This window comes from Pyxidicoccus sp. M6, assembly GCF_055568925.1.
The window spans coordinates 1,459,182-1,481,729 of record NZ_CM145714.1; the positions used below are offsets into that span (position 1 = coordinate 1,459,182).

The window sequence follows — 22,548 nt, forward strand, 5'->3', positions numbered from 1 at the left end:
CCCCTCCTCGGTCCGACACGCCGGTCCTTCCCTGGTCCCATCGCTGCGCCTCTCCCTCAGCGGGAGCGGAAACTCAATTACACGTAGACTCCCCACGCCCATGTCCCCGAATTCGAAAGCCCGAAGCGCGCTCGCCGCGGCCTCGCTGCTGTTGGCGGCCCCCGCGCTCGCGCAGGAAGCCCCGAGTGGCGCGCCGCCCGCGGACGCCCCGCAGCAGGCGCAGCAGCCCCAGATGACGAAGGCGCCGGAGCTGGTACAGCCGGTGGAGGCGCAGTACCCGCCCGACGCGCTCGCGCAGGGCCTCACCGCCTCCGTGCGTCTCATCATCACCATCGCCGAGGACGGCTCGGTGGCCGACGTGCAGCCCACGGAGCCCGTCGGCCACGGCTTCGACGAGGCCGCCATCGCCGCCGTGCGCCAGTTCCGCTTCAGCCCCGCGGAGGTGGACGGCGTCCCCTCGCCGGTGCAGGTGGAGTACGTCTACCACTTCACCCTCAACGCCCCGCCGCCGCAGGAAGGCGACGCGCAGCAGGCCGAGGAGGAGGCGAAGAAGGCCACCCTCACCGGCCAGCTCATCTCGCGTGGCAGCCGCTCGCGCGTGGCCGGCGCCACCGTGCGCTGCGGTGACGACCCGGAGGCGCCCGAGGCCACCTCCGACGCAGAGGGCCGCTTCACCCTGGTGGTGCCGCCGGGCGAGTGCGCGGTGCGCGTGGTGGCCTCCGGCTACCAGCTCTACCAGACGAAGGAGACGCTGAAGGAGAACGAGACGACGGAGGTGAACTTCTACCTCGCGCCGTCGGGCGGAGCGCTGGAGACGGTGGTGCGCTCCGAGCGGCCGAAGAAGGAAGTCGTCCGCCGCACCATTACGCGCCAGGAGGCGCAGAAGACGCCGGGCACCTTCGGCGACCCCATCCGCGTCATCCAGGCGCTGCCCGGCGTGGCGCGCGCGCCCTTCATCTCCGGCGAGCTGCTGGTGCGCGGCTCCAACCCCGGCCAGACGGCGACGATGATGGACGGGGTCAGCATCCCCATCCTCTTCCACCTGCTCGGCGGCCCGTCCGTCGTCAATGCCGAGTTCATCGACCAGCTCGACTTCTACCCGGGCGGCTACGGCAGCCAGTACGGCCGCGCGGTGGGCGGCGTCGTGGAGGTGGGCACGCGCAAGGGTGCCGCCGACACGCTGCACGGCTCGGTGAAGATTGACGTGCTGGACGCGGGCTTCTTCCTCGAGTCCCCGATTACGGACGGCATCAGCGTGGCCGCGGCGGCGCGGCGCTCGTACATCGACACGCTGCTGCCCGCCTTCCTCCCGAAGGACGAGGGCAAGACGCTCTCCGTGGTGCCGAAGTACTGGGACTACCAGCTCCGCGTGGACTTCGGCGCCAAGCGCGGCGCCCGCTCGGAGGCGGAGGCCCAGGCGGACGCGGGCGGCGCGCGCAGCACCGGCTACGTCATGGCCTTCGGCAGCGACGACCAGCTCCGCGTCGTGCAGTCAGGCCCGAAGACGGAGCGCGACCTGAACCTGGACACGCAGACGCTCTTCCACCGCATCAAGGGTGACTGGACGTACCGCAAGGGCGCGCTCACCTCCGTCTTCACGCCGTACGTGGGCTACGACAAGACCCAGTTCAGCTTCGGCGAGGCGAAGCAGGACGGCACGGCCTACACGGTGGGCGCGCGTGAAGTCGTGGGCGTGGAGCTGTCCCCCGAGCTCTCCGTGCGCACCGGCCTGGACCTCATCTACGAGCGCCAGACGTACGACGTGAAGTTCCCCGCCCCGGAGGACTTCGAGTACGTGGCCTTCCCGGGCTCCGAGTCCGTGGGCGAGATGATTGTGGAGACGGTCGGCGCCAGCACCTTCGACGGCGCGCTCTTCCTCGAGTCGGACCTGAAGGTGGGGAAGTTCACCTTCACGCCCGGCGTGCGCGGCAACCTCCAACTGGCTGGTGACAAGCAGAACCTGGCGCTGGACCCGCGCCTGTGGGTGCGCTTCGCGGCCACCGAGCGCACCAGCATCAAGGGCTCACTCGGCCTCTACAGCCAGCCGCCGGAGACGTTCCGCTTCATCCTCGTGCCGTACGGCAACCCGGACCTCGACTACCAGCGCGCTTTCCAGAGCAGCCTCGGCGTGGAGCACCGCTTCACCGACGTCTTCAACGTGGACGTGACGGGCTTCTTCAACCGCCGCTACAACAACATCGTCGCGCCCGGCCAGGTCGTCGAGCTCGAGAGCGGTGGCGTCCTTCAGCTGCCCTACTCCAACGAGGGCATCGGCCGCGCATGGGGCATCGAGCTGATGGCGAAGAAGGACCGCGCCTCCGCGACGGACAAGTGGTCCGGCTGGATTTCGTACACCTTCAGCCGCGCGCTGGACGGGCGCGCGGGGCCCAAGCCCCAGGGCGGCTCCGGCTTCGGTGACGGCTTCAACGAGACGGACGAGACGTACGGCCTCAGCCCGTGGGACCAGACGCACATCCTCACCATCGTGGCCAGCTACGTGCTGGGTAACGGCTGGGAGCTGGGCGGCCGCTTCCGCTACACCACCGGCCGGCCGACGACGCCGCTGGACCACCGGTACGACGTCTACCAGTCGGACCCGAACCGGTATGACCCCACGTTCGGCCGCTATGCCTCGGCGCGCGCGGCGGGCTTCCACCAGCTCGACGTGCGCGTGGACAAGAGCTGGCAGTTCAAGAACTGGACGCTCACGACCTACCTCGACGTGCAGAACCTCTACAACGCCGAGAACCCCGAGTTCGTCTTCAACGATTACCGCGGCCGGCGCGAGTACGAGGTGCCCGGCATTCCCATCCTCCCCGTGGTGGGCGTGAAAGGAAGCTTCTGACATGAAGGCCCTGCTCAAGTACGCCGGCCTTGTCCTGCTGTGCGGCACCGTCGCCTGCGTGGACCCCGAAGACCAGCCGTCCAACGTGCATGACTTCCGCGTGCTCGGCATCTCCACGGAGGCCTCGGAGCTGATGGCCTCCTCCTGCGAGCAGACGCCCGCGGTCCAGGACGAGCTCGCGGTGGAGATTGCGTATCGCGCCCTGCTGGTGGACCCCGCCGGCAACGGACGCTCCATCACCTACGAGCTGTGGGCGTGCGCGGACACGGACGACGGCACGTGCGCCACCGAGGCGGACCGCGCGAAGCTCGCGGAGGGTGTCACGACGGCGGGCGAGCTGGTGCTCTCCATCACCCCCGGCGCGGCCCGTGTGGCGGGCGACAGGCTGCTCCTGGAGCGCGTGCTGGAGGAGGACCCGTACAAGGGCCTCGGCGGCATCCGCATGCCGCTCGTGCTCCACGTGAAGGCGGGTGACGAGGAGGTCTACGCGCAGAAGCTGATGGTCTTCTGGTGCCCCATCGTGGAGGGAATGACCCTCAATACGCTGCCGGTGATTCCGGGCCTGCGGCTGGACGACGCGGTGTGGGAGGAAGGCGCGCTGCCGGAGATGACGGGCAAGGGCCCCTTCGTGGTGACGTCCGACGACGTGTCCGCGATGGAGGAGACGTACGTGGTGCCCGGCCTGCGGCTGGACGCCGTCACGCTGAAGGAGGCCTGGGAGATTTCCTGGCACGCCACGCTGGGCGAGTTCAGCCCGCAGGTGACGGGCGGCGCGGACTTCGGTGGCCAGCAGGGCCGCCACCGCACGGAGTGGGAGCCGCCCGAGGAGGGCGCGCCGGAGCAGGACGTCACGTTCTGGGCCGTGGTGCGGGACGGGCGGGGCGGCAGCACGTGGGTGTCGCGCCGCGCGCACTGGAAGCCCTGACGCTCGCGGGCTCGCGGGGGGACGGGCAAACGCGGTATGCCATCGGCGCTCACGTGGCGCCGGGCCGGGGCTGGCACGGAGCGGGACGGGATGATGAGACGCACCAAAGGGGGAGGGTGGAGACGCGTGGCCGTCCTGGTGGCGGCCATGTGGCTGGGCCTGTGCCTCGCTCCCGAAGCCAGGGCCGGTGGCCAGGCCCCGGTGGACGAGCCCACCCCCACGCTGCGTCGCTTCGCGCTCGTCGTCGGCTCCAGCGAGGGTGGCACGGGCCGCGAGCGGCTGCGCTACGCGGGCTCGGATGCACTGGCCATGTCGCGCGTGCTGGAGGAGCTGGGCGGCGTGGCGGCGGCGGACCGGGTGTTGTTGCTGGAGGCGGACCGCGCCGCGCTCGTCTCCGCGTTGGAACGGATTCGCGCGCTGGTTCAGGAGGCCGAGGCGCCCGGCGTGCGGCGCGAGCTGGTGCTGTACTACTCGGGCCACTCGGACGGGGACGGCCTGCTGCCGCGCGGTGAGCGCTACTCCTACGAAGACTTGAAGCTCGCGCTGGGCTCGGTGGTGGCGGACGTGCGCATCGCCATCCTCGACTCGTGCGGCTCCGGCGCGCTCACCCGCTACAAGGGCGGGGTGCGGCGGCCGGCCTTCCTCACGGACGCATCGGCGCAGGTGCGCGGCCATGCGTACCTCGCGTCCAGTTCCGCGGATGAGGTCGCGCAGGAGTCGGACAGCATCGGCGCATCCTTCTTCACGCACTTCCTCGTCACGGGCCTGCGCGGCGCCGCGGACGCGAGCGGCGACGGACGCGTCACGTTGCACGAGGCCTACCAGTTCGCCTTCCACGAGACGCTGGCGCGCACCGAGCGCTCGCAGGGAGGCCCGCAGCACGCGGCCTATGACATCCAGCTCGCGGGCAGTGGTGATTTGGTGATGACGGACCTGCGCGGCTCCGGCGTGCGACTGGCGGTGGCGGAGGACGTGCAGGGCCGCCTCTTCGTGCGCGACTGGGGCAACCAGTTGGTGGCGGAGCTGCAGAAGCCCGCGGGCCGGAGGCTCGCGCTGGGGCTGGCGGCGGGGCGCTACACCTTCGTGCTGGAGCGGCCCACGCAGCGCTTCGAGGCGGAGCTGACGGTGTCCTCGAAGGGGGGCACGGAGCTGCGCTCGGAGAACTTCGTCCCGGTGTCGCTCACCCGCACGGCGTCACGCGGCGGCGGACCCGTGGCCGAGGTGGCGGACGCGCCCGCGCTCGCGGCGGACGCACCCACGGTGCCGCTGAACCTGTCGCTGGTGCCGCCGCTGTCGAGCACGGCGCTGTGGGGCGGCAGCGGCCTCAACCACGCGGCGCTGGGGGTGCTGGCGGTGCGCTCGCTCCAGCTTCGCGGCGTGGGCATCGCCGGCGGGGTGGGGTGGGTGGACGGGACGATGGAGGGGTTCCAGTTCTCCGGCATCGCCAACGTCGCGGGCGGAGAGGTGTTCGGGCTGCAGGTGGCGCCCGGCGGCAACCTGGCGTTCGCGGGCGGCACGGGCGGTCAGGTGTCCGCCGTCTTCAACATCGCCGAGCGTGACTACACGGGCTTCCAGCTCACCTCCACGGCCAACCGCGCGTCGGCGATGCTGACCGGCGCCCAGGTGGCGGCGGGCATCAACCAGTCGGAGCGGCTCGCGGGGGCTCAGCTCGGGCTCATCAACATCTCCGGGGATGTGTCCGGCCTGCAGATGGGGCTCATCAACGTGGCGGCGAACGTGCGCGGTGTGCAGCTCGGGCTCATCAACATCGCGGATGACGTGTCGGTGCCCATCGGCCTGCTGAGCATCGTTCGCAAGGGACGGCTGGCCTTCGAGGTGTCCGCGGACGACGTGCTCCCGCTGTCGGTGAGCGTCAAGTACGGCAGCCGCACGGTGTACGTGCTCTTCACCGAGGGCCTGTGGCTCAAGGAGCGCTCCGTGAAGACGCACACGCTGATGGGGTTGGGTGTGCACTTCCCGCTGGGCCAGGCGGAGGAGCGCTACCTGGACGTGGACGCCGCCACCGGGTTCCTCGGCGGGCCGGGTGGCTCATTGTTGCGGATGCGGGCCATGGTGGGCTGGGAGCTGAAGCGGCGCTTCGCGCTGTTCGCGGGCGTCTCCGTCAACGCGTACTGGCCGCCGTCCGAGGGGGAGAGCCCGGACGTCAGCTTCCTGCCGCGGTGGAAGCTGGGGCGCGGGGAGGACTCGCTGCGGATGTGGCCAGGGCTGCTGCTCGGCGTGCGAATATGAGCGCATGAATCCCGCGCGCCGCCGCACCCTGGTCTTCTTGAGTGGCCTGTTCGCCCTGGGCGCGTCGCGCGGTGGCCTGAGGGCGGCCCCCACGAGAAGGAAGCCCATGGACGTCATCGGCGAGTGGCGGAAGTACAAGCAGTGGCTCGCGAAGAAGGTCCCCGCCTACCTCGAGCGGCTGAATGGCCCGGCGAAGCCCGAGGAAATCGCGGCGCTGGAGGCCGAGCTGGACATGCCGCTGCCGGAGAACCTCAAGCAGCTCTACCTGGAGAACAACGGGGAGCGCGAGAGCGACCTCCCCGGCGGCAGCATGATGGGGCTCACCTTCCTCTCGCTCGAGAAGATTGCCTGGCATCGGAAGCGGTACATCCTCCCGTCGCTCGAGAGCCCTGACTTCCGCAACACCGTTGATTGGCTACGGTCCGTCCCCAAGGGCGCGGTGCAGGACCTGTACTTCCACCGCAAGTGGATACCGCTCTTCACGGACGGGCAGGGGGACTACCTCGGCTTGGACTTCGCGCCGGGGCCGAACGGGAAGGAAGGACAGTTCATCAACTTCGGCAGTCGCGAGGAGGAGCACTGCCTCATCGCCGATGATGTGACGTCATTCCTGGGTCTGGTGAACGAGAGGCTCAAGAAGTACTCCCGCGAAATCCTCTTCACCAATCACAAGGGCACGAAGCTCGTCTTCGGCATCCCGGGTGAGGGACACCTGACGGATGACCTGAGACTGTGGACGCGTGCGAAGCACGGCCTCCCCCACGACAGGTTGTGAGTCCGTCCGGGGCTCCGAGCGCTTCAGCCCGCACGCCGCCGCATTCGCGTCTTGGGCAATAAAGCCTCACGGAGGATGCCAGCGCCGCCGTTCGCGGCACAGCGCGTTCATCCTGCCCGCATGAGGTGCTTGCGTGAGCTACGGCGTAACCGTTCAGGGGTGGTGTTGAGGCCCACGTCGCGGTGTGCAACCCGTGGCGGATGCGCACGAAACCCCCTGCGACGCTGGAAGCGAAGATTGAAAGACTGGTTCGCGAACACCTGGTGGCGCAGCAGCTCTTGGTGAAGGCGGCGGTGGAGCGAGCATTCTCAGCGCAGACTGCCTCGCCAGACGCGGCGACGCAGCGGCGAAGGACGGGAGTCCGGCGGCCATCGAGCGCGGTCGCCGACCTCGCGGAGCGGTTGCTCGAAGCGGTACAGGCGTGCCCAGGCGAGACGATGACGGTCCTCGCCGCGCGCATGGGCGAGAAGTCTCGGGCGCTTCATCGGCCGATGATGCGCCTGAAGCAAGCGGGCCGTGTGCGCAGCGCCGGTGAGCGAAGCGCGACGCGGTACTTCCCGATGGGAAAGAAGGCCGCGTAGCGCTCAGTGCGCGGCGAAGAGCGAGGGCGGGGGCATCCCCGTCCGTGCGACGGTACAGCAGGCCGTCAGGAACTCGAGCACATTCTTTTCCTGCTTGCAGGCGGTGTGCGCCACCGTCATCACCCTCTCGGCGAAGAGGTTCCCCCGGGTGCTCTGCGTGCCGAAGCTTCGCTTGCGCCACAGAACGAAGGCCCGCAGCTCGCGCTCGGCGTGGTTGCTGGTGGGCTCGACTCCGTCCCTGTCGACGAAAGTCCAGAGCGCCGCCCGGTGCTCGAGGATGTCCTCACAGGAGCCGGAGACGTGCGGCAGCCTCGCGGCCACCGCGCGCGCAAGCAGGGCTTCCACCTGCGCGCGTACCGGGGCCATGCGCTCGCGCAGCGTGTCCCGCTGCAATTCACCGCTCCGGAGTCGTCCCCAATAGTCGAAGATGATGCCTATGTAGTCGAGCAACTCGCGCCCAATCGCTCCGGCTGGCCCGTCGCGCTCCGAGAAGGACACGGCCTTTCTCAAGAGGTGGGCCCAGCACACCTGCCGCTCTTCCATGGCCCAGAAATTCAGCGCGGTGGCGCGGTCGCTCACGAGGACGCCGAGTTTCGGGCCGAAGAGCGGCGCGAGCGTCCGCGACTTGCCGTCCGTCAGAATCTTGAAGACGGTGGCCCTTGACGAGGCGATGGTCCACAGCGTGCGCGCCAGTCCGGCCTCAAGCCAACTGGTGCCGTCCGTGTGCTTCACTGGCGCCTGCTCCACCCGGGCCCAGGCCTCTTCGACCGCGGGCTTCACGGCCTCGCTGACCCGCGCCTCGACGGCACTCACCGCCCCCAGGCAGATGTCGATGCCCAGCACATCCCCCAGAAGCCTCACCGCCGAGCGCCGACTCAGGTGGTAGACGCCCGTCAAAAGGCCAACGACGGCGGACAGCCGCGGGCCAAAGGGCGACGTCGGAATCGGCGCGGTGTTTGCCCACGTCTCATGGTTGCACCTGGGGCACTCCACGCCATGGCGCACCCACTGCGTGACGTGGGCCTTGAGCGGCGGCAATTCCACGGACTGGTAGCGCCGCACCCGCGTGCCGCCATCGCGTGAGAGGGGAACCCAGCAATTCTCACACTCGGACGGGAAGAGGTGCTTGAACTCGCTCACCTTCTCCTCGGCAACAAGCGCGCGTGTCAGGCCTTTGTGTCCCGGCTGACCACCGCGCTTCTTCCCACTCCCGCACTGCCTGCGCCGCTCGGTCCGCTGCCCTGGCGTATCGCTCGACGGTGGCCGGTTCGAGTTGCCCGAGTTCCGCCGCAACTGCTCCCGGAGCTCCTGCACCAGTCGAGTCAGTTCCTCGACCTGACGCTCGAGCTCCGCGATGCGCGCATCCTTGGGGTCGACCTCGGCCACGACAGGCCGTGTCCCATGTCCCACGCCGCGTCAGCGAGCAACAAGCCTCCCGCCGACTGCTGGCCTGCTCCTTCTTCAACCGCCCAGCCCCCCCTGAACGCTTACGTTCTTGCGGTGCGAGTTGGTGGTCGCACTGATTGGGACCATTTACCTGGGTTGTAATCACAGGAGGTAACTCACTCTACGTTCCTGCACGGCATCTTCAGCCTGCGTGCGAGCGGAGGCGCACTGGCACGAGGGAGGGAACAATCGCCAGCCGGAGCACCGCTGCGGGACGTGCGCGGGACAGCGCGGCGCGGGCAGGAGCGAAGCCCCACGCGCGTGCGAGCCTTCGCAACTCGCTGCCTACGGACAGCACGCGTCCCATGCCACGCGAGCGCTGGCGCATGCGGGCGATGACGGCCTCCTGTGTGCCCTTTCCCGGCGCGTGGACGAGGGCGAGCACATTCTTCCAGACATGCGCGCGCCACAGGCCGAGTACGAAGAGGGCCACCTCGCTCGTCAAGGGCATGAGGGCCGGGCGGCGAATCCACGGCGTCACGGTGCAGCCGTAGCGCTCCTCCAGGCGGGCGACGGCCTCGGGCAAGGACTCGGCGAGCAGTGAGTTCACCGCGTCGTGGTCGTGCTTGTATCGGGCGAGCTTCTCCGGAGTGGTGTCGCTCATCTCTTCAATCGTCTGCCAGAGGCCGAGCGCGAGGTCGAAGTTGATGTGAGCGCTGATGCCGAGCGCGGCGTCGTCGAGTGGCACGGTGGTGCCAGCGGAGGCGGCGCGGTAGGCGATGTCCCACGCGGCGCAGTCCTGGGGCTCGCCGCGCAGGGACCACGCAAGCGTTTCGAGGTAGCGCTCGGCGAAGCGGCCCGCGAGGCGGGAAATCCAAGCGGGCTCGAGGAAGAGGCCCTGGTCGCCGCGTCGGACCTCGCGGGCGACGTTGCGGGTGATGATGCCGTAGACATCGGGGAACACCGCGCGGGCGTCATTCCGGGCAGCGAGCCGCGCCACCACCGTGTTCAACGCCACCAGTGCGGATTCCACATCGCTAGGGTGAAGGTCGATTCCGTCGAGTAGAGCAGTCATGCCCTCCAGAACGAGCCCCGCGATGCATCTTCCCGTTGCGCGGAGAGCATTTCTTCACTGCGCCCAGGTTTGTCGATGTGTGGACAGAGCCGCATCCGGCGTCGCAAGGTTGTGCGTGGGAGGCTGTTCATGCGTGCCGAAATGGGCTTGGCGGTGATGCTGTGGCTGCTGGTGGGCTGCGCCGGCAGCGCCCCAGCGGTGAGTGCGTCTGGGGACTACTGGCGCACGGGCAACCAGGTCCATGTGCGGGGGCCCTGGACCGCCGTCACTCCATCCACCAACGTCGATGAGGTCATCGACCAACTCTGTCCCGCCATCATGAAGCTGCCGCACGCGCGGGATGGCGAGTATGGCCAGGAATACTGCGGAGCCATCTACTCCCTTGGAGAGGGCACGTACTACTCCAGCATGCCGTCGCCTCTGGGAGAACCCGTGCCCGTGGGGCCCGCGAAGCAGAAGAGGTGCATTCCTCCTCGCTACGTCGCGGACGAGCGTGGTCGTCCCGCCGTCCTTGGGGACTTCCACAGCCACCCCTGGGCTCCGTCGCCTATGAGCCCTGGCGACCGGATTGCGGCGACTCAGCTCTGGAGCATTCGCATCCAGTTCGACCGGGCCTGCACCATCATGAAGCTCATCCCGTTCATCGAAAATGCCGAGCGCCCCGGAGAGGTCTACCTGCGCCAGGAGAAGCGCTGGAAGCTGGTGGGCATCATCAGGCCCGCAGACAAGAGGTACGGTCTGATTACGGCGGTGGACGACGAATGACGCACGACGTGCGGACCCTTCAATCGAGGAATCCTTCACCCATGAAGCACGCGCTCCCGACCCTACTTCTTCTCGTCTCCGGCTGTGCGCTGTTCCAGCGCCCACCCCGTCCGGTGCATGCGCCACCAGAGGAGTCGGCGCGTGTGGAAATCCCCCTCGCGCTCCCGTTGGAAGGGCGGCAGATCGTCGGCGGAACCAGGCTGAGAGCCATCCAGTTGGCCATGGACGACTACCTCCCATGGGACCGCAAGCTCCCGAGCGAAGCAACACCGCTCCAGCAATGCCTGTCCCAGCGCGAGTCCTATGACGTGGCGGCCGCACCGGGCCCGGAAGGCATCATGTACGTCAGCATCATCCCCAACGAGGAGGCCTGTGACATCGGCGGGCCTCCCATCCTGGACGTTGGCGCCAACTACGCCATCGATACCCGGAGCTGGCGCGTCCTCAAGGTCCAGCAGTAGTTCAGCCCTTCAGCAGCCACTCCAGCAGCGCCTGCGGCGCGTCCACATGGACGAAGTGCCCGGCTTCCGGAAGCGTGGCCACGGGGCAGCCCGCCGCCTCCATGCGCGCCGCGTCCGCGTCCGTCACGTACTTCGCGCGCCCGCCACGGATACAGCGCATGGGCGGGCGCCCCTTCCGCTCCACGGCCTCCCACAGGTCCACGCCATTGACGCGCGAGTGCAGCTCCGCCAGCCCCTGCCGGTCGAAGCGCCAGCGCACGCCGTCCGGCTCCGTAACCAGGTTCATCAACAACCAGTCCGCCAGCGGCTCCGACAGTCCACGCCCCGTCAGCTCCGCGCGCATCGCCTTGCGACTCTCCGCGCGCGGCGGCGCCTGGAGCAGCACGCCCAGCACCTTGCCGCTCTCCGACAAGTCCCCCGGCACCGGCCCCGGAGTGATGTCCAGCAGCGTGACGCTCCGCACGGCCTCGGGCACGTGGAGGCTGCCGGCCATCGCCACGCGTCCGCCCAGCGAGTGTCCCACCCAGTCGAACGGACCGGTGATGCCCTGCGCGCGCGCCGTGTCCACCACGTCGCGAGCCAGGGTGAACAGGTCCGCGCCCGGGGGCAGCGCCGGAGACGAGCCGTGGCCCGTCAGGTCCGGCATCAGGAAGCGGCGTCGCGGGTCCGCCGCGCTCCAGGCCGTCGCCAGCGAACGCAGGTTGCGCCCCGTCCCGAGGAAGCCGTGCATCATCACCGTGGCCACGTCACCCTCACCCACCTGGAAGCTCTCGAGGACCATCTGCCTCACACCTTTCTCTTCCGCTCCTGAGCGCCTTGACCCGGGAGCCACGGTGCCGCTTCATACCGCGAACCTTCTCCCTGACGAGGTCTCTCCGAGTGACCACTGTCTCCCTGCTCCTCTTCGTGCTCGCCGCCGCCCCCACCCCCGCCGCGCCTACGGACCCGAAGACCGCTGTCGCCGCGGTGTTGGATGACTGGCACAAGGCCGCCGCCGCCGCGGACGAGCCGCGCTACTTCGCCCACTTCACCGCCGACGCCGTCTTCCTCGGCACCGACGCCACCGAGCGTTGGACGCGCGACGAGTTCCGCACCTGGGCCAAGCCCTACTTCTCCAAGGGCAAGGCCTGGAGCTTCAAGCCCGTGAAGCGCTTCATCTCCTTCTCCAAGGACGGCACCGTCGCCTGGTTCGACGAGTCGCTCGACACGCCCAACCTCGGCCCCAGCCGTGGCAGCGGCGTGCTGGTGAAGGAGGGCGAGGCCTGGAAGATTGCTCAGTACAACCTCTCCGTCCCCATCCCCAACGACATCATGGGTGAAGTCACGAAGCGCGTGGCCGCGTACGAGAAGGCCCAGCAGGGCGCGAAGGCCGCGCCCGCCACGCCCACGCCTCCGGCACCGCAGGGCTCCAAGCCGTCCACGCCCGCGCCGGCTCCGAAGAAGTAGTCCCCTCGGGAGAGGAAGGGAATGGAGGTGCCACGGCCCCTGGGGTCGGACCCGGGCCGTGGCCTCCACCCCGCTCCTCACAATCCGAACGGGTAGGTGTCGGGCGCGTCCTCCTCCTCGTGGCCGGGGTCGGCGTCGAGCGGCCGTAGGGGACGCGTCTCGTCGTAGTGCAGCACGGCGTCGAACTGCGCGGGCAGGTCCGCGTGGAAGTAGTGGCTCCAGCGTTCGGTGCGCGGCGCGTACACCACGCCGATGGCGCGCTCCAGCCGGCGCTCGCGCAGGCCATTGGCCGCTTCGCCCAAATCCTCCATGCGCAGCAGGAAGGAAGAGATTCCCACCTCGTGGAAGAGGTGCTCGTAGCTGCCGGCCATGGCGGGTTGAATCCGGCGGCGCAGCCCCGGCTCGTCCCACTCGTGCGCGGCGATGACGACGCCCGTGTACGTGGTGAAGCCCACGTTGTACGTGGTGTTGCCGTGCCGCTCGCGCAGCAGCTGCCCCAGGTTCAGCTCGCCCTGGTCCCCCATCTGCGTGGCGCGCGCGTCGCCCAGGTGTGAGTTGTGCGCCCAGATGACCATGCGCGCCTTGCGGCCCTTGCGGGACAGGTGCTTCAGCAGCGCGTCCGCCGTGTCCGCCATGTGCGTGTCGCGCAGGTTCCAGCCCTCGTGCCGGCCGGCGTACATGGCGCGGTAGTAGCCCTCCGCGTCGGCGGCGAGCCGGGCGTTCTGCTCAGCGAAGAAGAGCGCGTCCTCGTCCCGCGCGTTCAGCGGCGCGCGCCGCTGCATCTCCACCCACTGCGCCCGCACCGCGTCCTCGCAGGTGTCCGCGTGGCCGTACGCCGTCGCCGCGCCGTAGGCCTGCGGCTCCTCGCCGAAGTGGTCGAAGCACGCATACCGCTCGCGAGCCCGCTGGGCGGCCGCCTTGTCCACCGTCTCCAGGTACGCCACCACCTCGCGCATGGACGCGTGGAGGCTGTAGAGGTCCAGCCCGTAGAAGCCGGCGCGGAACTCGGGCGCGACGCTGGCGTTGTGCGCGCGCATCCACGTGACGAGCTCCTCCACGTCGCGGTTGCGCCACATCCACTTGGGGAAACGCTGGAAGTTGCCGAGCGCGGCCGCCGCGTCCTTGTCGTTCCCCTCGCCGTGCACGAAGGCGTTGACGCGCAGGGCGTCCGGCCAGTCCGCCTCCACGGCCACGGCGGTGAAGCCGTGCTCGGAGACGAGGCGGCGGGTGAGGGTGGCGCGCGCCTGGTAGAACTCATGGGTGCCGTGGGTGGCCTCGCCCAGGAGGACGAAGCGGGCATCGCCGATGCTCTCGAGGAGCGGCTCCAGGTCTTCGGACCGGCCACTCAGTGGAAGCGCGGCCGACAGGACGCCCTCCAGCAGGGCAGGCGAAATCTCCTGCTCGTCCTCGAACGGGCTCATGCCCCATGGCGGGCTCATGCCCTCCAAGGTGGGGCGGCCGGGCGCCGATGACCACCCACCTCCCACCGCAGATTGCAGGGCAGGCAGGGGAGCATGCTCCAGCGTCCCCAGAACCCCACGCACCGCCACAATCCGCCGCTGCCCGAAAAGGCGCATTTGCAATCCCGTGACGAAGGCCATCCCGGTGCAGCGTCGTACGCACGGCTCACATGTGGGGGCATGGCCCTTCTCGTGATGAACGGGGCTGGACAATCAGCGACCCAAGCCTGCCCCGGCCGCAGCTTCGGCACAGGCCCCGCCACTGTCGGCTACCTCTCAGGTCATGGGCCCGGGCGCGTCAAATCACCGCACCCCGTCAGCTTTTCCGCCGTCTTCCGTCCGGGCACGCTCCATGGCGTGTGCCCGAACGAATCGCCCCAGCTGCAGCCCGGAAACGGACGAGCCCCCGGGCTTCGGGGGCACGGAAGATTGCGTTGCGCTCTCCGCGGAGGGGTGATTAGTAACCGGCCATGTTTCATTTAGTGGCCGGTGACACCCCCCTGACCCTCGCCCCCTTAGACGCAATGCCGGTCAGATTACGCGGCAGGGGCCGACTTTCCGCGGTTGCGCGGGAAGTTGCTCATCTTGACTTTGACATGCCGCTTGTAGCGGCGCTCCGGTCTGCGCTGCGGCAGGACGAGAAGCCGGAGCTCGCTGTCGAGTTCACCCAGTCGACTAGGCAGGACACCAGGAGAGGTATCCCACGCAGCGAGGCAGAAGTTGCGGATGAGCATCAATGCGTGACGGAAGCTGATACGGATGGGCGGCACGTTCAGCTCCCGCGCCACCCGTTCCATCTCCTTGCGCACCAGGTTGTAGGCGATGGCAATGCCAGCAATCTCCTGGCGGACGCCCTCGGGGTGTTTGCTTCGGAGGGCTTCTTCCCGCTCGAGCATGTGCGTCTTGAGTTCGTCGTACCCCAGTTCAATCTCCCATCGCTCGTGGTACAGGGCGGCAAGCTCCGAGGCCGGAAAGCGCTCGGGGTCGAGCATGGAGGTAATGAGGCGCTGAGGCCGGTAGCCTTTTACCTGATACTTCACCACGCGCGCCTGAATCGTTTCAGGCATGTCGGGGCATTCTTCGCGCAGGCGCTTGGGAGTCTTGATTTCCACCCGCTCATCCCCGGGCCCCAGCTTCTGGAGCGTCTTCCATTTCAGGTTGGACTTGGTCCTCAGCAGCCAATGGCGCTCCTGGCCTCCTTGGTGCAGTCGGTACAGCGGCCCCCAGGACAGAAAATTCCGGTCGAGGATGCTCAAGGAATGGTCGGGGATGCGCTCCCACAGTGGCGTCACCAGCGCATGCTCGCTCTCCTTGATACCTCCGACACTCAGCCCCGCCAGCACGTGCGAGCGCAGGGCCATCAGCCCCACCATCCGCACTTGAGGGTAGCCCGAGCCGCTGCGGGCACTGCCGGGCCTGCCAAAGGCCGCTTCATTCTGCGGCGTATCCGCCACTCGCAGGCACACCCCATCCAAGCCATACAGGCTCAAGCCTCTCCACCGGTCTTGCTCGGCACTGGCGTGTCCCCACGCGTGTCCCGTCAGCTCGAACAGATGCTGCGCCGGCTCGACACCCAGTCGCTGTCGCGCTTGAACAATGGCGCTTTTCGCCACCCCCGAGCGCGGCCCCGGGCGCACCAGGGCCAGGTCCAGGTGCTGCACCACTTCCTGAATGGAGCGGTCCCGAAACAGGCCCATCCCGATGGCCAGCCAGAGCGCTCGGTCCACCGGCAACTTGCGCCTGCGCATCTGGGCCCGGCCTTCTTCGCCGCCGGCACCAGCGGCCAGCGCTTCGAAGAACCATTCCGGCTTCATGTGGGCGCCGAGGTGGGCGAACGCCTCGGGGGTGAACGCCAGTATCTCAGGCAACGCGGCGACGAGCGGGCTGGGCATCGACTCCTCCTTCGCCCAACCCTGCACACTCCTGCCCCTCGCTCCAAGCCTGAGCAACCCAGCGGAATCTCTGCGCTTTTCCGGCTATCTGACCGGCATTGCCCTTAGACGGGGCGCGGATGGCCGCCACCTTCCCGACGTCCCGCGCCTCCGGTAGCGCGCGAGAACGCCGGACGCTCCCGGTGGCGCGCCCATGTTGCCGCCGCCAGAGCACGGCTTGACTCACACCCCGTTCGATTTCCCGTAAGAGCCCGCGCGGACCTTCGTTCGCGCCCCTGAATTCCATCCACAGCTCAGCTCCCTGGCGGACGCACGTGCGCCGCCGGGCGAGCCCGGGCGGAGCTCTGTCTTCGCCCTGAATCTCGACGCCGGTCCACGAGGGTGGCTCGCCAGGACGCGAGCCGCTCCGTGCCGTCGTGTGTCTTCGCAGCAGAGGAGTCATCCCATGAAGCTCAGACGTGTCATGGCGGGCGCGGCCCTGGTCGCCCCGCTGGTGGTGGGTGGTTTCGTCCTTGCCCGGGACGGCAATGGTGAGCAGTCAGGGCCCGCGGCCGCGCAGCCTCCGGCCCCCGAAGTCGTGGTGGCCGAGGTCGTCACCCGGCCCCTCTCCGAGAGCGCCGAGTTCACCGGCTCACTCTCCGCCGTACAGACGGTGGAACTCCGCCCGCGCGTGGGCGGCTACATCGACTCCGTCAAATTCGCCGAGGGCGGGCTCGTCAAGGCCGGGCAGGTCCTCTTCCAGCTCGACGCGCGCACCTACGAAGCCACCCTCGCGCGCGCCCAGGCGGACCTCAAGCAGGCCGAGGAGCGCAGTACCCTCGCGAAGAGCCGCTTCGAGCGCGGCGAGAAGCTCGTCGTCGAGCACGTCATCTCCCAGAGCGACTTCGACGTGCTGAAGGCCGAGCTCGCGGAGAGCCGCGCCCACGTCGAGTCCGCGCGCGCCGCCGTGCGCTCGGCGGAAATCGACCTGCAGGACACCCGGGTGCGCGCGCCCATCAGCGGCCGGGTGGGGCAGGCGCTCGTGACGCCGGGCAACCTCGTCAGCGGCGGCACCGCCGGGGCCACGCTGCTCACCACCATCGTCTCGGTGGACCCCTTCTACGTCTACTTCGACGTGGACGAGCCCACCTATCTCCGGTTCGCCAGCGCGGGCCCCCAGGGCCGTCAGGCCGATGGCCGAATCACCCCCGTTCCCGTGCGCGTGGCCCTGCTGGGCGAGGACGGCTTCCCCCGCGAGGCGAAGCTGGACTTCCTCTCCAACAAGGTGGACTCCGGCACCGGCACCGCGCGCGCCCGCGCCGTCCTCTCCAACCCCGATGGCCGCCTCACCCCGGGCCTCTTCGCCCGCGTGCGGCTGGAGACGGGCCCGTCCCGCGACACCGTCCTCATCGACGAGCTCGCCGTGGGCACGGACCAGCAGGGCCGATACGTGCTCGTCGTCCTCCCGGACGGGACGCTGGAGCAGCGCCGCGTGGAGCTGGGCGCCAGTGACTCCGGCCTGCGCTCGGTGGTGAAGGGCCTGTCGCCCGGCGAGCGCATCGTCCTCAAGGGGCTCGCGCGTCCCGGCATGAAGGTGACGCCGAAGCTCGTGGCCATGGCGAAGACGCAGCGCACGGAAGGCGGCCGGCCATGAAGTTCACCCACTTCTTCGTCGACCGGCCCATCTTCGCGGCCGTGCTGTCCGTCCTCCTGCTCATCGCGGGAGGACTCTCCATGGTGCAGCTCCCGCTGAGCGAGTACCCCGCCGTGGCCCCGCCCACCGTGGTGGTGCGCGCCGCCTACCCGGGCGCCAACCCGCGCGTCATCGCGGAGACGGTGGCCGCGCCGCTGGAGCAGGAAATCAACGGCGTGGAGGGCATGCTCTACATGTCCTCGCAGTCCACCAGCGACGGCCGCGTGTCCCTCACGGTGACGTTCGCCCAGGGCGTGGACGCGGACCTCGCGCAGGTGCAGGTGCAGAACCGCGTGGCACGCGCGCTCCCGCGCCTGCCGCAGGAGGTGCAGCGGCTCGGCGTGATGACCGAGAAGACGAGCACCGACATCCTCATGGTGGTGCACCTCGTCTCGCCGGACTCCTCGCTGGAGCCGTTGTACCTCTCCAACTACGCGGTGCTCCAGGTGAAGGACGTGCTCCAGCGCATCCCCGGCGTGGGCAGCGTGGTGGTGTGGGGCGCGGGCGAGTACAGCATGCGCATCTGGTTGGACCCGCAGAAGCTGGCCTCGCGTCACCTCACCGCGAGCGACGCGGTGGCCGCCATCCGCGAGCAGAACGTGCAGGTGGCCGCAGGCGTCGTCGGCCAGCAGCCGGACGCCAGCTCGGCGTTCCAAATCACGGTGACGACGCAGGGCCGCCTCGTGGACGAGGAGCAGTTCCGCGACATCGTCCTCAAGGTGGGCGAGGGCGGACAGGTGACGCGCCTGCGTGACGTGGCCCGCGTGGAGCTGGGCGCCAGCAGCTACAGCCTCAAGGCGCTGCTGGACGGCAAGCCGGCGGTGGCCATCGGCATCAACCAGGCCCCCGGCTCCAACGCGCTGGAGGTCTCCGCCACCGTGCGCGAGCGGATGGCGGAGATGAGCAAGGCCTTCCCCAAGGGCATGGAGTACCGCGTCGCGTACGACCCGACCTTCTTCGTGCGCGCGTCCATCAAGAACGTGGTGAGCACGCTGCTGGAGGCCGTCGTCCTGGTGGTGCTGGTGGTGGTGCTCTTCCTCCAGACGTGGCGCGCCTCCATCATCCCCCTGGCGGCGGTGCCGGTGTCGCTGGTGGGCACTGCGGCGGTGATGCACCTGCTGGGCTTCTCGCTCAACACGCTGTCCCTCTTCGGACTGGTGCTCTCCATCGGCATCGTGGTGGATGACGCCATCGTCGTGGTGGAGAACGTGGAGCGGCACATCGCGCTGGGGGCCAGTCCGAAGGAGGCGGCCCGCAGGGCGATGACGGAGGTGACGGGGCCCATCATCGCGATTACGTCGGTGCTCGCGGCCGTCTTCATCCCCACCGCGTTCCTCGGCGGCCTCACCGGCCAGTTCTACCGGCAGTTCGCGCTCACCATCGCCATCTCCACGCTGCTGTCCGCGTTCAACTCGCTGACGCTGAGCCCGGCGCTGGCGGGTGTGCTGCTGCGCCCGCACCATGGCAAGAAGGACGGCCTCACGCGCTTCATGGACAAGGCGCTGGGACGCTGGCTCTTCGGCCCCTTCAACCGCTTCTTCGAGCGCGCGTCGAATGGCTACGTGAGCGCGGTGAAGCGCGTGATTCGCATCAGCGCGGTGGCGCTCTTCGTCTACGGCGGGCTGCTGCTGCTGACGTGGGTGGGCTTCGAGCGCGTGCCGAAGGGCTTCGTGCCCATGCAGGACAAGTACTACCTCGTGGGCATCGCCCAGCTCCCGCCGGCTTCGTCGCTGGACAGGACGACGGAGGTGGTGCGTCAGATGTCGGAGATGGCGCTGGCCGAGCCGGGCGTGGCCAACGTGATTGCATTCTCCGGCCTGTCGGTGAACGGCTTCGTCAACTCGCCCAACGCGGCGGTGGTCTTCACGGCGCTCGACACCTTCGAGAACCGGAAGTCGCCGGAGCTGTCGGCGGGGGCGATTGCCGGGCGCCTGCAGAAGAAGTTCAGCACCATCCAGGACGGCTTCACCGCCATCTTCCCGCCCCCACCGGTGCCGGGCATGGGCGCGCTGGCGGGCTTCAAGCTCCAGCTCGAGGACAGGGCGGGCCTGGGCCCCGAGGCGCTGTACGAGGCGGCGCAGGCGCTGGCCCAGCGGGCCTCGCGCGAGCCGGAGGTGGCGGGGCTGATGTCGGGCTTCGAAATCAACGTGCCGCAGCTCCGGCTCGACGTGGACCGCGTGAAGGCGAAGACGCAGGGCGTGCCGCTCGGGGACATCTTCGACACGCTGCAAATCCACCTGGGCTCGCTCTACGTGAATGACTTCAACCGCTTCGGGCGCACGTACCAGGTGAATGTGCAGGCGGACGCGCCGTACCGCATGCAGGCGGAGGACATCGGCCGGCTGCAGGTGCGCAACGCGCAGGGGGCCATGGTGCCGCTGGCGTCGCTCGTCAACGTGAAGCCGTCCTTCGGGCCGGACCAGGTGATGCGCTACAACGGCTATCCGTCCGCGGACATCAACGGCATGGCCCGGCCGGGCGTCAGCACGGGACAGGCGGTGGCGGCCATGGAGCGAATCGCCGCGGAGACGCTGCCCGCCGGCATGAGCTTCGAGTGGACCGACCTCACCTACCAGGAGAAGCTCGCCGGCAAGGAAGGGCTGCTCGTCTTCCCGCTGGCCATTCTGCTCGCCTTCCTCATCCTCGCGGCGCAGTACAACAGCTGGACGCTGCCGCTGGCGGTGCTGCTGACAGTGCCCATGGCTCTGCTCAGTGCCATTGCCGGTGTGTGGCTCACGGGTGGTGAGAACAACATCTTCACGCAGATTGGCCTCGTGGTGCTCATCGGCCTGGCGGCGAAGAACGCCATCCTCATCGTCGAGTTCGCCCGCGCGCAGGAGGACGAGGGCATGGGCGTGGTGCAGGCGGCGCTGGAGGCGTGCCGGCTGCGCCTGCGGCCCATCCTGATGACGTCGGTGGCCTTCATCATGGGCGTGGTGCCGCTCGCCACGGCCACGGGCGCGGGCTCGGAGATGCGTCAGGCGATGGGCGTGGCGGTGCTCGCCGGCATGCTCGGCGTGACGCTGTTCGGCCTGGTGCTGACGCCCATCTTCTACATCGCCATCCGCAAGCTGGAGCTGCGCCGGGCTTCGCCGGAGCCGGAGCCCGCGCCGCTGCCTCCCGGGGCCACGGGGGCGCCGGGACACTGAGTCCACAGCACAGATGCCGCAGCCAGCCGCGCCGGGCGGGGGAGTGGGACTCCCGCCCGGCGCGGTATTCTCATGAGGATGGGCCTTCCGCTCGCTACCAGCCCGGCGCCGAGCGCAGCAGCAGGTCCACCGCGGCCCGCACACGTGGCGCCACTCCACGCACCTCGCGCGTGGCCAGGTGGAGCCGGTTGAGCACGGGCTTCGCGGGACGCATCAGCTCCACCAGCGAGCCGCGCTCCAAGGCGCCTTCGCACAGGTAGCGAGGCAGCACCGTCACCCCCGCGCCCGCTTCGGCCAGGGCCATCACCGCTCGCAGGTCAGGCACGGCGGCCCGGGCACTTCCCCGGACGCGCGCGCCGAAGGCATCGCGGAAGAAGCGCCGCAGCAGGGGCAGGTCTCCCGCGTAGGCCAGCCACGGTACGTCCGCGAGCAGCGCCTCACCGCCTTTCGCCTCCAGCGCCTTGCGCGGCAGCCGCTCCGCCCAGGCGGGGGCAGCCACCAGCACCAGCTCCTCGTCGTAGAGGACCTGGTACGCCAGCCCGCGCGCGCCCACCTTGCGTGAGGCCACCACCAAATCCAGCTCGCCCGCGCCGAGCGCCTCCAGCAGCGGCGTCACCACGTCCAGCCGCACCTGGAGCATCAGCCCTCGGGCCACCAGCGGAGCGAGCGCCGGGAGCACCTTCATCGTCAGCAGCTCCGCCGGCCCGCCCAGGTAGAGCGTCCCCTCCAGCGCCGAGCTGCCCGCTCGCATCGAATCCACGAGCGTGTCCAGCGCGTCCACGTGCGCGGAGGCCGCCTGGGCCAGGTCGTGCCCGGCGGGCGTCGGCACCACGCCGCGTGCCCTCCGCGTGAAGAGCGGCCGGCCGAGCCGCGCCTCCAGTGCCTTCAGGTGCGCGGACAGCGCCGGCTGCGTGAGGTGCACCGTGGCGGCCGCGCGGGAGATGGAGCCAGCCCGGTAGATGGCGAGGAACGAGTGGAGCAGGTCCAGGTCAGCCATAAAAAATCCTATCGCTCGCAGTCGGAAGCCCGATGGGCGCCCGGCGTCCCCGCCTCATACCTTGCAGCGCCATGAACGGCACCCGCTCACTCCGCTTGTTGGGCCTGCTCGCCGTGGCGCTCCTCGCCACGGCCGCCGGCCCCCGTCCTTCTCCCCAGCCCCAAGGAAACAAACCCATGCGCATCCTCATCGTCCTCACCAGCCACGACGCTCTCGGCGACACCGGCAAGAAGACGGGCTTCTACCTGTCCGAGCTCACCCACGCGCTGGACGTCTTCACCCGCGCCGGCCTGGAGGTGGACTACGTCAGCCCGAAGGGCGGCAAGGCCCCCGTGGACGGCGTGTCGCGAGACGACGCCATCAACCGCGCCTTCCTCGATGACGCGAAGCAGCTGGCGCGCCTGGAGACGACGCTGCGCCCGGAGCAGGTGGACCTCGCGCGGTACGACGCCATCTACGTGCCCGGCGGGCATGGCACCATGTTCGACCTGCCGAAGGACGAGCGCCTCAACGCGCTCATCGGCACCCTCTACGCGCGAGGTGGCGCGGTGGCCGCCGTGTGCCACGGCCCCGCGGCGCTGGTGAACGCGAAGCTGCCGGATGGCCGCTACCTCGTGGCGGGCAAGGACGTCTCCGCCTTCACCAACGAGGAGGAGGCCGCGGTGCAGCTCACCCAGGTGGTGCCCTTCCTCCTGGAGTCGAAGCTCATCGAGCGCGGTGCGCGCCACACGAAGGCTCCCAACTTCCAGAAGCACGTGGTGGTGAGCGAGCGGCTCGTCACCGGGCAGAACCCGGCGTCCGCCGCCGCGGTGGCCGAGGCGCTGGTGCGCGTGCTCACGCCCCAGCGCCAGGCCACCGGCACGCGCTAG

General features: G+C 69.4%; 17 protein-coding genes. 11 read left to right on the plus strand and 6 right to left on the minus strand.

Features of this window, described 5'->3' with window-relative positions; translation table 11 throughout:
• Nucleotides 1–100 precede the first annotated feature (100 nt).
• The 5 genes from ACVTJA_RS06205 to ACVTJA_RS06225 all read left to right on the plus strand — a co-directional run bounded on the left by ACVTJA_RS06205 (nt 101) and on the right by ACVTJA_RS06225 (nt 7,376).
• Entirely contained in the window at nt 101–2,845 is a 2,745-nt protein-coding gene (locus ACVTJA_RS06205) for a TonB-dependent receptor (protein ID WP_465834632.1), read from the plus strand.
• A 1-nt stretch (nt 2,846) separates the two neighbouring features.
• The gene (locus ACVTJA_RS06210; RefSeq protein WP_465834634.1) at nt 2,847–3,770 is read left to right on the plus strand and encodes a hypothetical protein; all 924 of its coding nucleotides are present in this window, start codon (nt 2,847–2,849) and stop codon (nt 3,768–3,770) included.
• Between the two features lie 90 nt (nt 3,771–3,860).
• Nucleotides 3,861–6,020, plus strand: coding sequence for a caspase family protein (locus tag ACVTJA_RS06215; protein WP_465834636.1), 2,160 nt, complete (start codon nt 3,861–3,863; stop codon nt 6,018–6,020).
• A 106-nt stretch (nt 6,021–6,126) separates the two neighbouring features.
• Nucleotides 6,127–6,795, plus strand: coding sequence for an SMI1/KNR4 family protein (locus ACVTJA_RS06220; RefSeq protein ID WP_465834638.1), 669 nt, complete (start codon nt 6,127–6,129; stop codon nt 6,793–6,795).
• 200 nt (nt 6,796–6,995) lie between these two features.
• Nucleotides 6,996–7,376, plus strand: a complete 381-nt coding sequence (locus tag ACVTJA_RS06225; protein ID WP_465834640.1) for a winged helix-turn-helix domain-containing protein — start codon at nt 6,996–6,998, stop codon at nt 7,374–7,376.
• A 3-nt stretch (nt 7,377–7,379) separates the two neighbouring features.
• Here the strand turns inward: ACVTJA_RS06225 and tnpC are convergent, their stop codons facing one another.
• Nucleotides 7,380–8,786 (minus strand): IS66 family transposase, encoded by a 1,407-nt coding sequence (gene tnpC / locus ACVTJA_RS06230; RefSeq protein ID WP_465834641.1) that lies wholly within the window; start codon nt 8,784–8,786, stop codon nt 7,380–7,382.
• 178 nt (nt 8,787–8,964) lie between these two features.
• The gene (locus ACVTJA_RS06235) at nt 8,965–9,837 is read right to left on the minus strand and encodes a DUF5995 family protein (RefSeq protein WP_465834643.1); all 873 of its coding nucleotides are present in this window, start codon (nt 9,835–9,837) and stop codon (nt 8,965–8,967) included.
• 129 nt (nt 9,838–9,966) lie between these two features.
• On the opposite strand from ACVTJA_RS06235, the gene ACVTJA_RS06240 reads away from it, so the two are divergent.
• The gene (locus ACVTJA_RS06240; protein WP_465834645.1) at nt 9,967–10,602 is read left to right on the plus strand and encodes a hypothetical protein; all 636 of its coding nucleotides are present in this window, start codon (nt 9,967–9,969) and stop codon (nt 10,600–10,602) included.
• Nucleotides 10,603–10,745: 143 nt separating this feature from the next.
• Complete coding sequence (locus ACVTJA_RS06245; RefSeq protein ID WP_465834647.1) at nt 10,746–11,063, plus strand: hypothetical protein; 318 nt, start codon at nt 10,746–10,748, stop codon at nt 11,061–11,063.
• Between the two features lies 1 nt (nt 11,064).
• On the opposite strand, the gene ACVTJA_RS06250 is transcribed toward ACVTJA_RS06245, so the two are convergent.
• Nucleotides 11,065–11,844 (minus strand): alpha/beta fold hydrolase, encoded by a 780-nt coding sequence (locus ACVTJA_RS06250; RefSeq protein ID WP_465840323.1) that lies wholly within the window; start codon nt 11,842–11,844, stop codon nt 11,065–11,067.
• 98 nt (nt 11,845–11,942) lie between these two features.
• Here ACVTJA_RS06250 and ACVTJA_RS06255 point away from each other — a divergent pair, with 98 nt between their 5' ends.
• On the plus strand, nt 11,943–12,509 hold the full coding sequence (locus ACVTJA_RS06255; protein WP_465834649.1) for a nuclear transport factor 2 family protein: 567 nt from the start codon (nt 11,943–11,945) through the stop codon (nt 12,507–12,509).
• Between the two features lie 77 nt (nt 12,510–12,586).
• Here the strand turns inward: ACVTJA_RS06255 and ACVTJA_RS06260 are convergent, their stop codons facing one another.
• Both ACVTJA_RS06260 and ACVTJA_RS06265 read right to left on the minus strand, forming a co-directional pair.
• Nucleotides 12,587–13,948 (minus strand): erythromycin esterase family protein, encoded by a 1,362-nt coding sequence (locus ACVTJA_RS06260; protein WP_465834650.1) that lies wholly within the window; start codon nt 13,946–13,948, stop codon nt 12,587–12,589.
• 557 nt (nt 13,949–14,505) lie between these two features.
• On the minus strand, nt 14,506–15,861 hold the full coding sequence (locus tag ACVTJA_RS06265) for an IS4 family transposase (protein ID WP_465825267.1): 1,356 nt from the start codon (nt 15,859–15,861) through the stop codon (nt 14,506–14,508).
• Nucleotides 15,862–16,306: 445 nt separating this feature from the next.
• Between ACVTJA_RS06265 and ACVTJA_RS06270 the strand changes: the two genes are divergently transcribed.
• Entirely contained in the window at nt 16,307–17,494 is a 1,188-nt protein-coding gene (locus ACVTJA_RS06270; RefSeq protein WP_465834652.1) for an efflux RND transporter periplasmic adaptor subunit, read from the plus strand.
• On the plus strand, nt 17,491–20,682 hold the full coding sequence (locus tag ACVTJA_RS06275; RefSeq protein ID WP_465834654.1) for an efflux RND transporter permease subunit: 3,192 nt from the start codon (nt 17,491–17,493) through the stop codon (nt 20,680–20,682). Before ACVTJA_RS06270 ends, ACVTJA_RS06275 begins: the two co-directional genes overlap by 4 nt.
• A 94-nt stretch (nt 20,683–20,776) precedes the next feature.
• Here ACVTJA_RS06275 and ACVTJA_RS06280 read toward each other — a convergent pair whose 3' ends face one another.
• Nucleotides 20,777–21,679, minus strand: a complete 903-nt coding sequence (locus tag ACVTJA_RS06280; protein WP_465834656.1) for a LysR family transcriptional regulator — start codon at nt 21,677–21,679, stop codon at nt 20,777–20,779.
• A 176-nt stretch (nt 21,680–21,855) separates the two neighbouring features.
• On the opposite strand from ACVTJA_RS06280, the gene ACVTJA_RS06285 reads away from it, so the two are divergent.
• A complete protein-coding gene (locus ACVTJA_RS06285; RefSeq protein WP_465834657.1) occupies nt 21,856–22,548 on the plus strand; it encodes a type 1 glutamine amidotransferase domain-containing protein in 693 nt (230 codons plus the stop codon).

What these genes read in the sequence shown, in the direction of transcription:
- ACVTJA_RS06205 (WP_465834632.1), top strand. Translation starts at nt 101, where the DNA reads ATGTCCCCGAATTCGAAAGCCCGAAGCGCGCTCGCCGCGGCCTCGCTG.
- ACVTJA_RS06210 (WP_465834634.1), top strand. Translation starts at nt 2,847, where the DNA reads ATGAAGGCCCTGCTCAAGTACGCCGGCCTTGTCCTGCTGTGCGGCACC.
- ACVTJA_RS06215 (WP_465834636.1), top strand. Translation starts at nt 3,861, where the DNA reads ATGATGAGACGCACCAAAGGGGGAGGGTGGAGACGCGTGGCCGTCCTG.
- ACVTJA_RS06220 (WP_465834638.1), top strand. Translation starts at nt 6,127, where the DNA reads ATGGACGTCATCGGCGAGTGGCGGAAGTACAAGCAGTGGCTCGCGAAG.
- ACVTJA_RS06225 (WP_465834640.1), top strand. Translation starts at nt 6,996, where the DNA reads ATGCGCACGAAACCCCCTGCGACGCTGGAAGCGAAGATTGAAAGACTG.
- ACVTJA_RS06235 (WP_465834643.1), bottom strand. Translation starts at nt 9,837, where the DNA reads ATGACTGCTCTACTCGACGGAATCGACCTTCACCCTAGCGATGTGGAA.
- ACVTJA_RS06240 (WP_465834645.1), top strand. Translation starts at nt 9,967, where the DNA reads ATGCGTGCCGAAATGGGCTTGGCGGTGATGCTGTGGCTGCTGGTGGGC.
- ACVTJA_RS06250 (WP_465840323.1), bottom strand. Translation starts at nt 11,844, where the DNA reads ATGGTCCTCGAGAGCTTCCAGGTGGGTGAGGGTGACGTGGCCACGGTG.
- ACVTJA_RS06260 (WP_465834650.1), bottom strand. Translation starts at nt 13,948, where the DNA reads ATGAGCCCGCCATGGGGCATGAGCCCGTTCGAGGACGAGCAGGAGATT.
- ACVTJA_RS06265 (WP_465825267.1), bottom strand. Translation starts at nt 15,861, where the DNA reads ATGCCCAGCCCGCTCGTCGCCGCGTTGCCTGAGATACTGGCGTTCACC.
- ACVTJA_RS06270 (WP_465834652.1), top strand. Translation starts at nt 16,307, where the DNA reads ATGAAGCTCAGACGTGTCATGGCGGGCGCGGCCCTGGTCGCCCCGCTG.
- ACVTJA_RS06275 (WP_465834654.1), top strand. Translation starts at nt 17,491, where the DNA reads ATGAAGTTCACCCACTTCTTCGTCGACCGGCCCATCTTCGCGGCCGTG.
- ACVTJA_RS06280 (WP_465834656.1), bottom strand. Translation starts at nt 21,679, where the DNA reads ATGGCTGACCTGGACCTGCTCCACTCGTTCCTCGCCATCTACCGGGCT.
- ACVTJA_RS06285 (WP_465834657.1), top strand. Translation starts at nt 21,856, where the DNA reads ATGCGCATCCTCATCGTCCTCACCAGCCACGACGCTCTCGGCGACACC.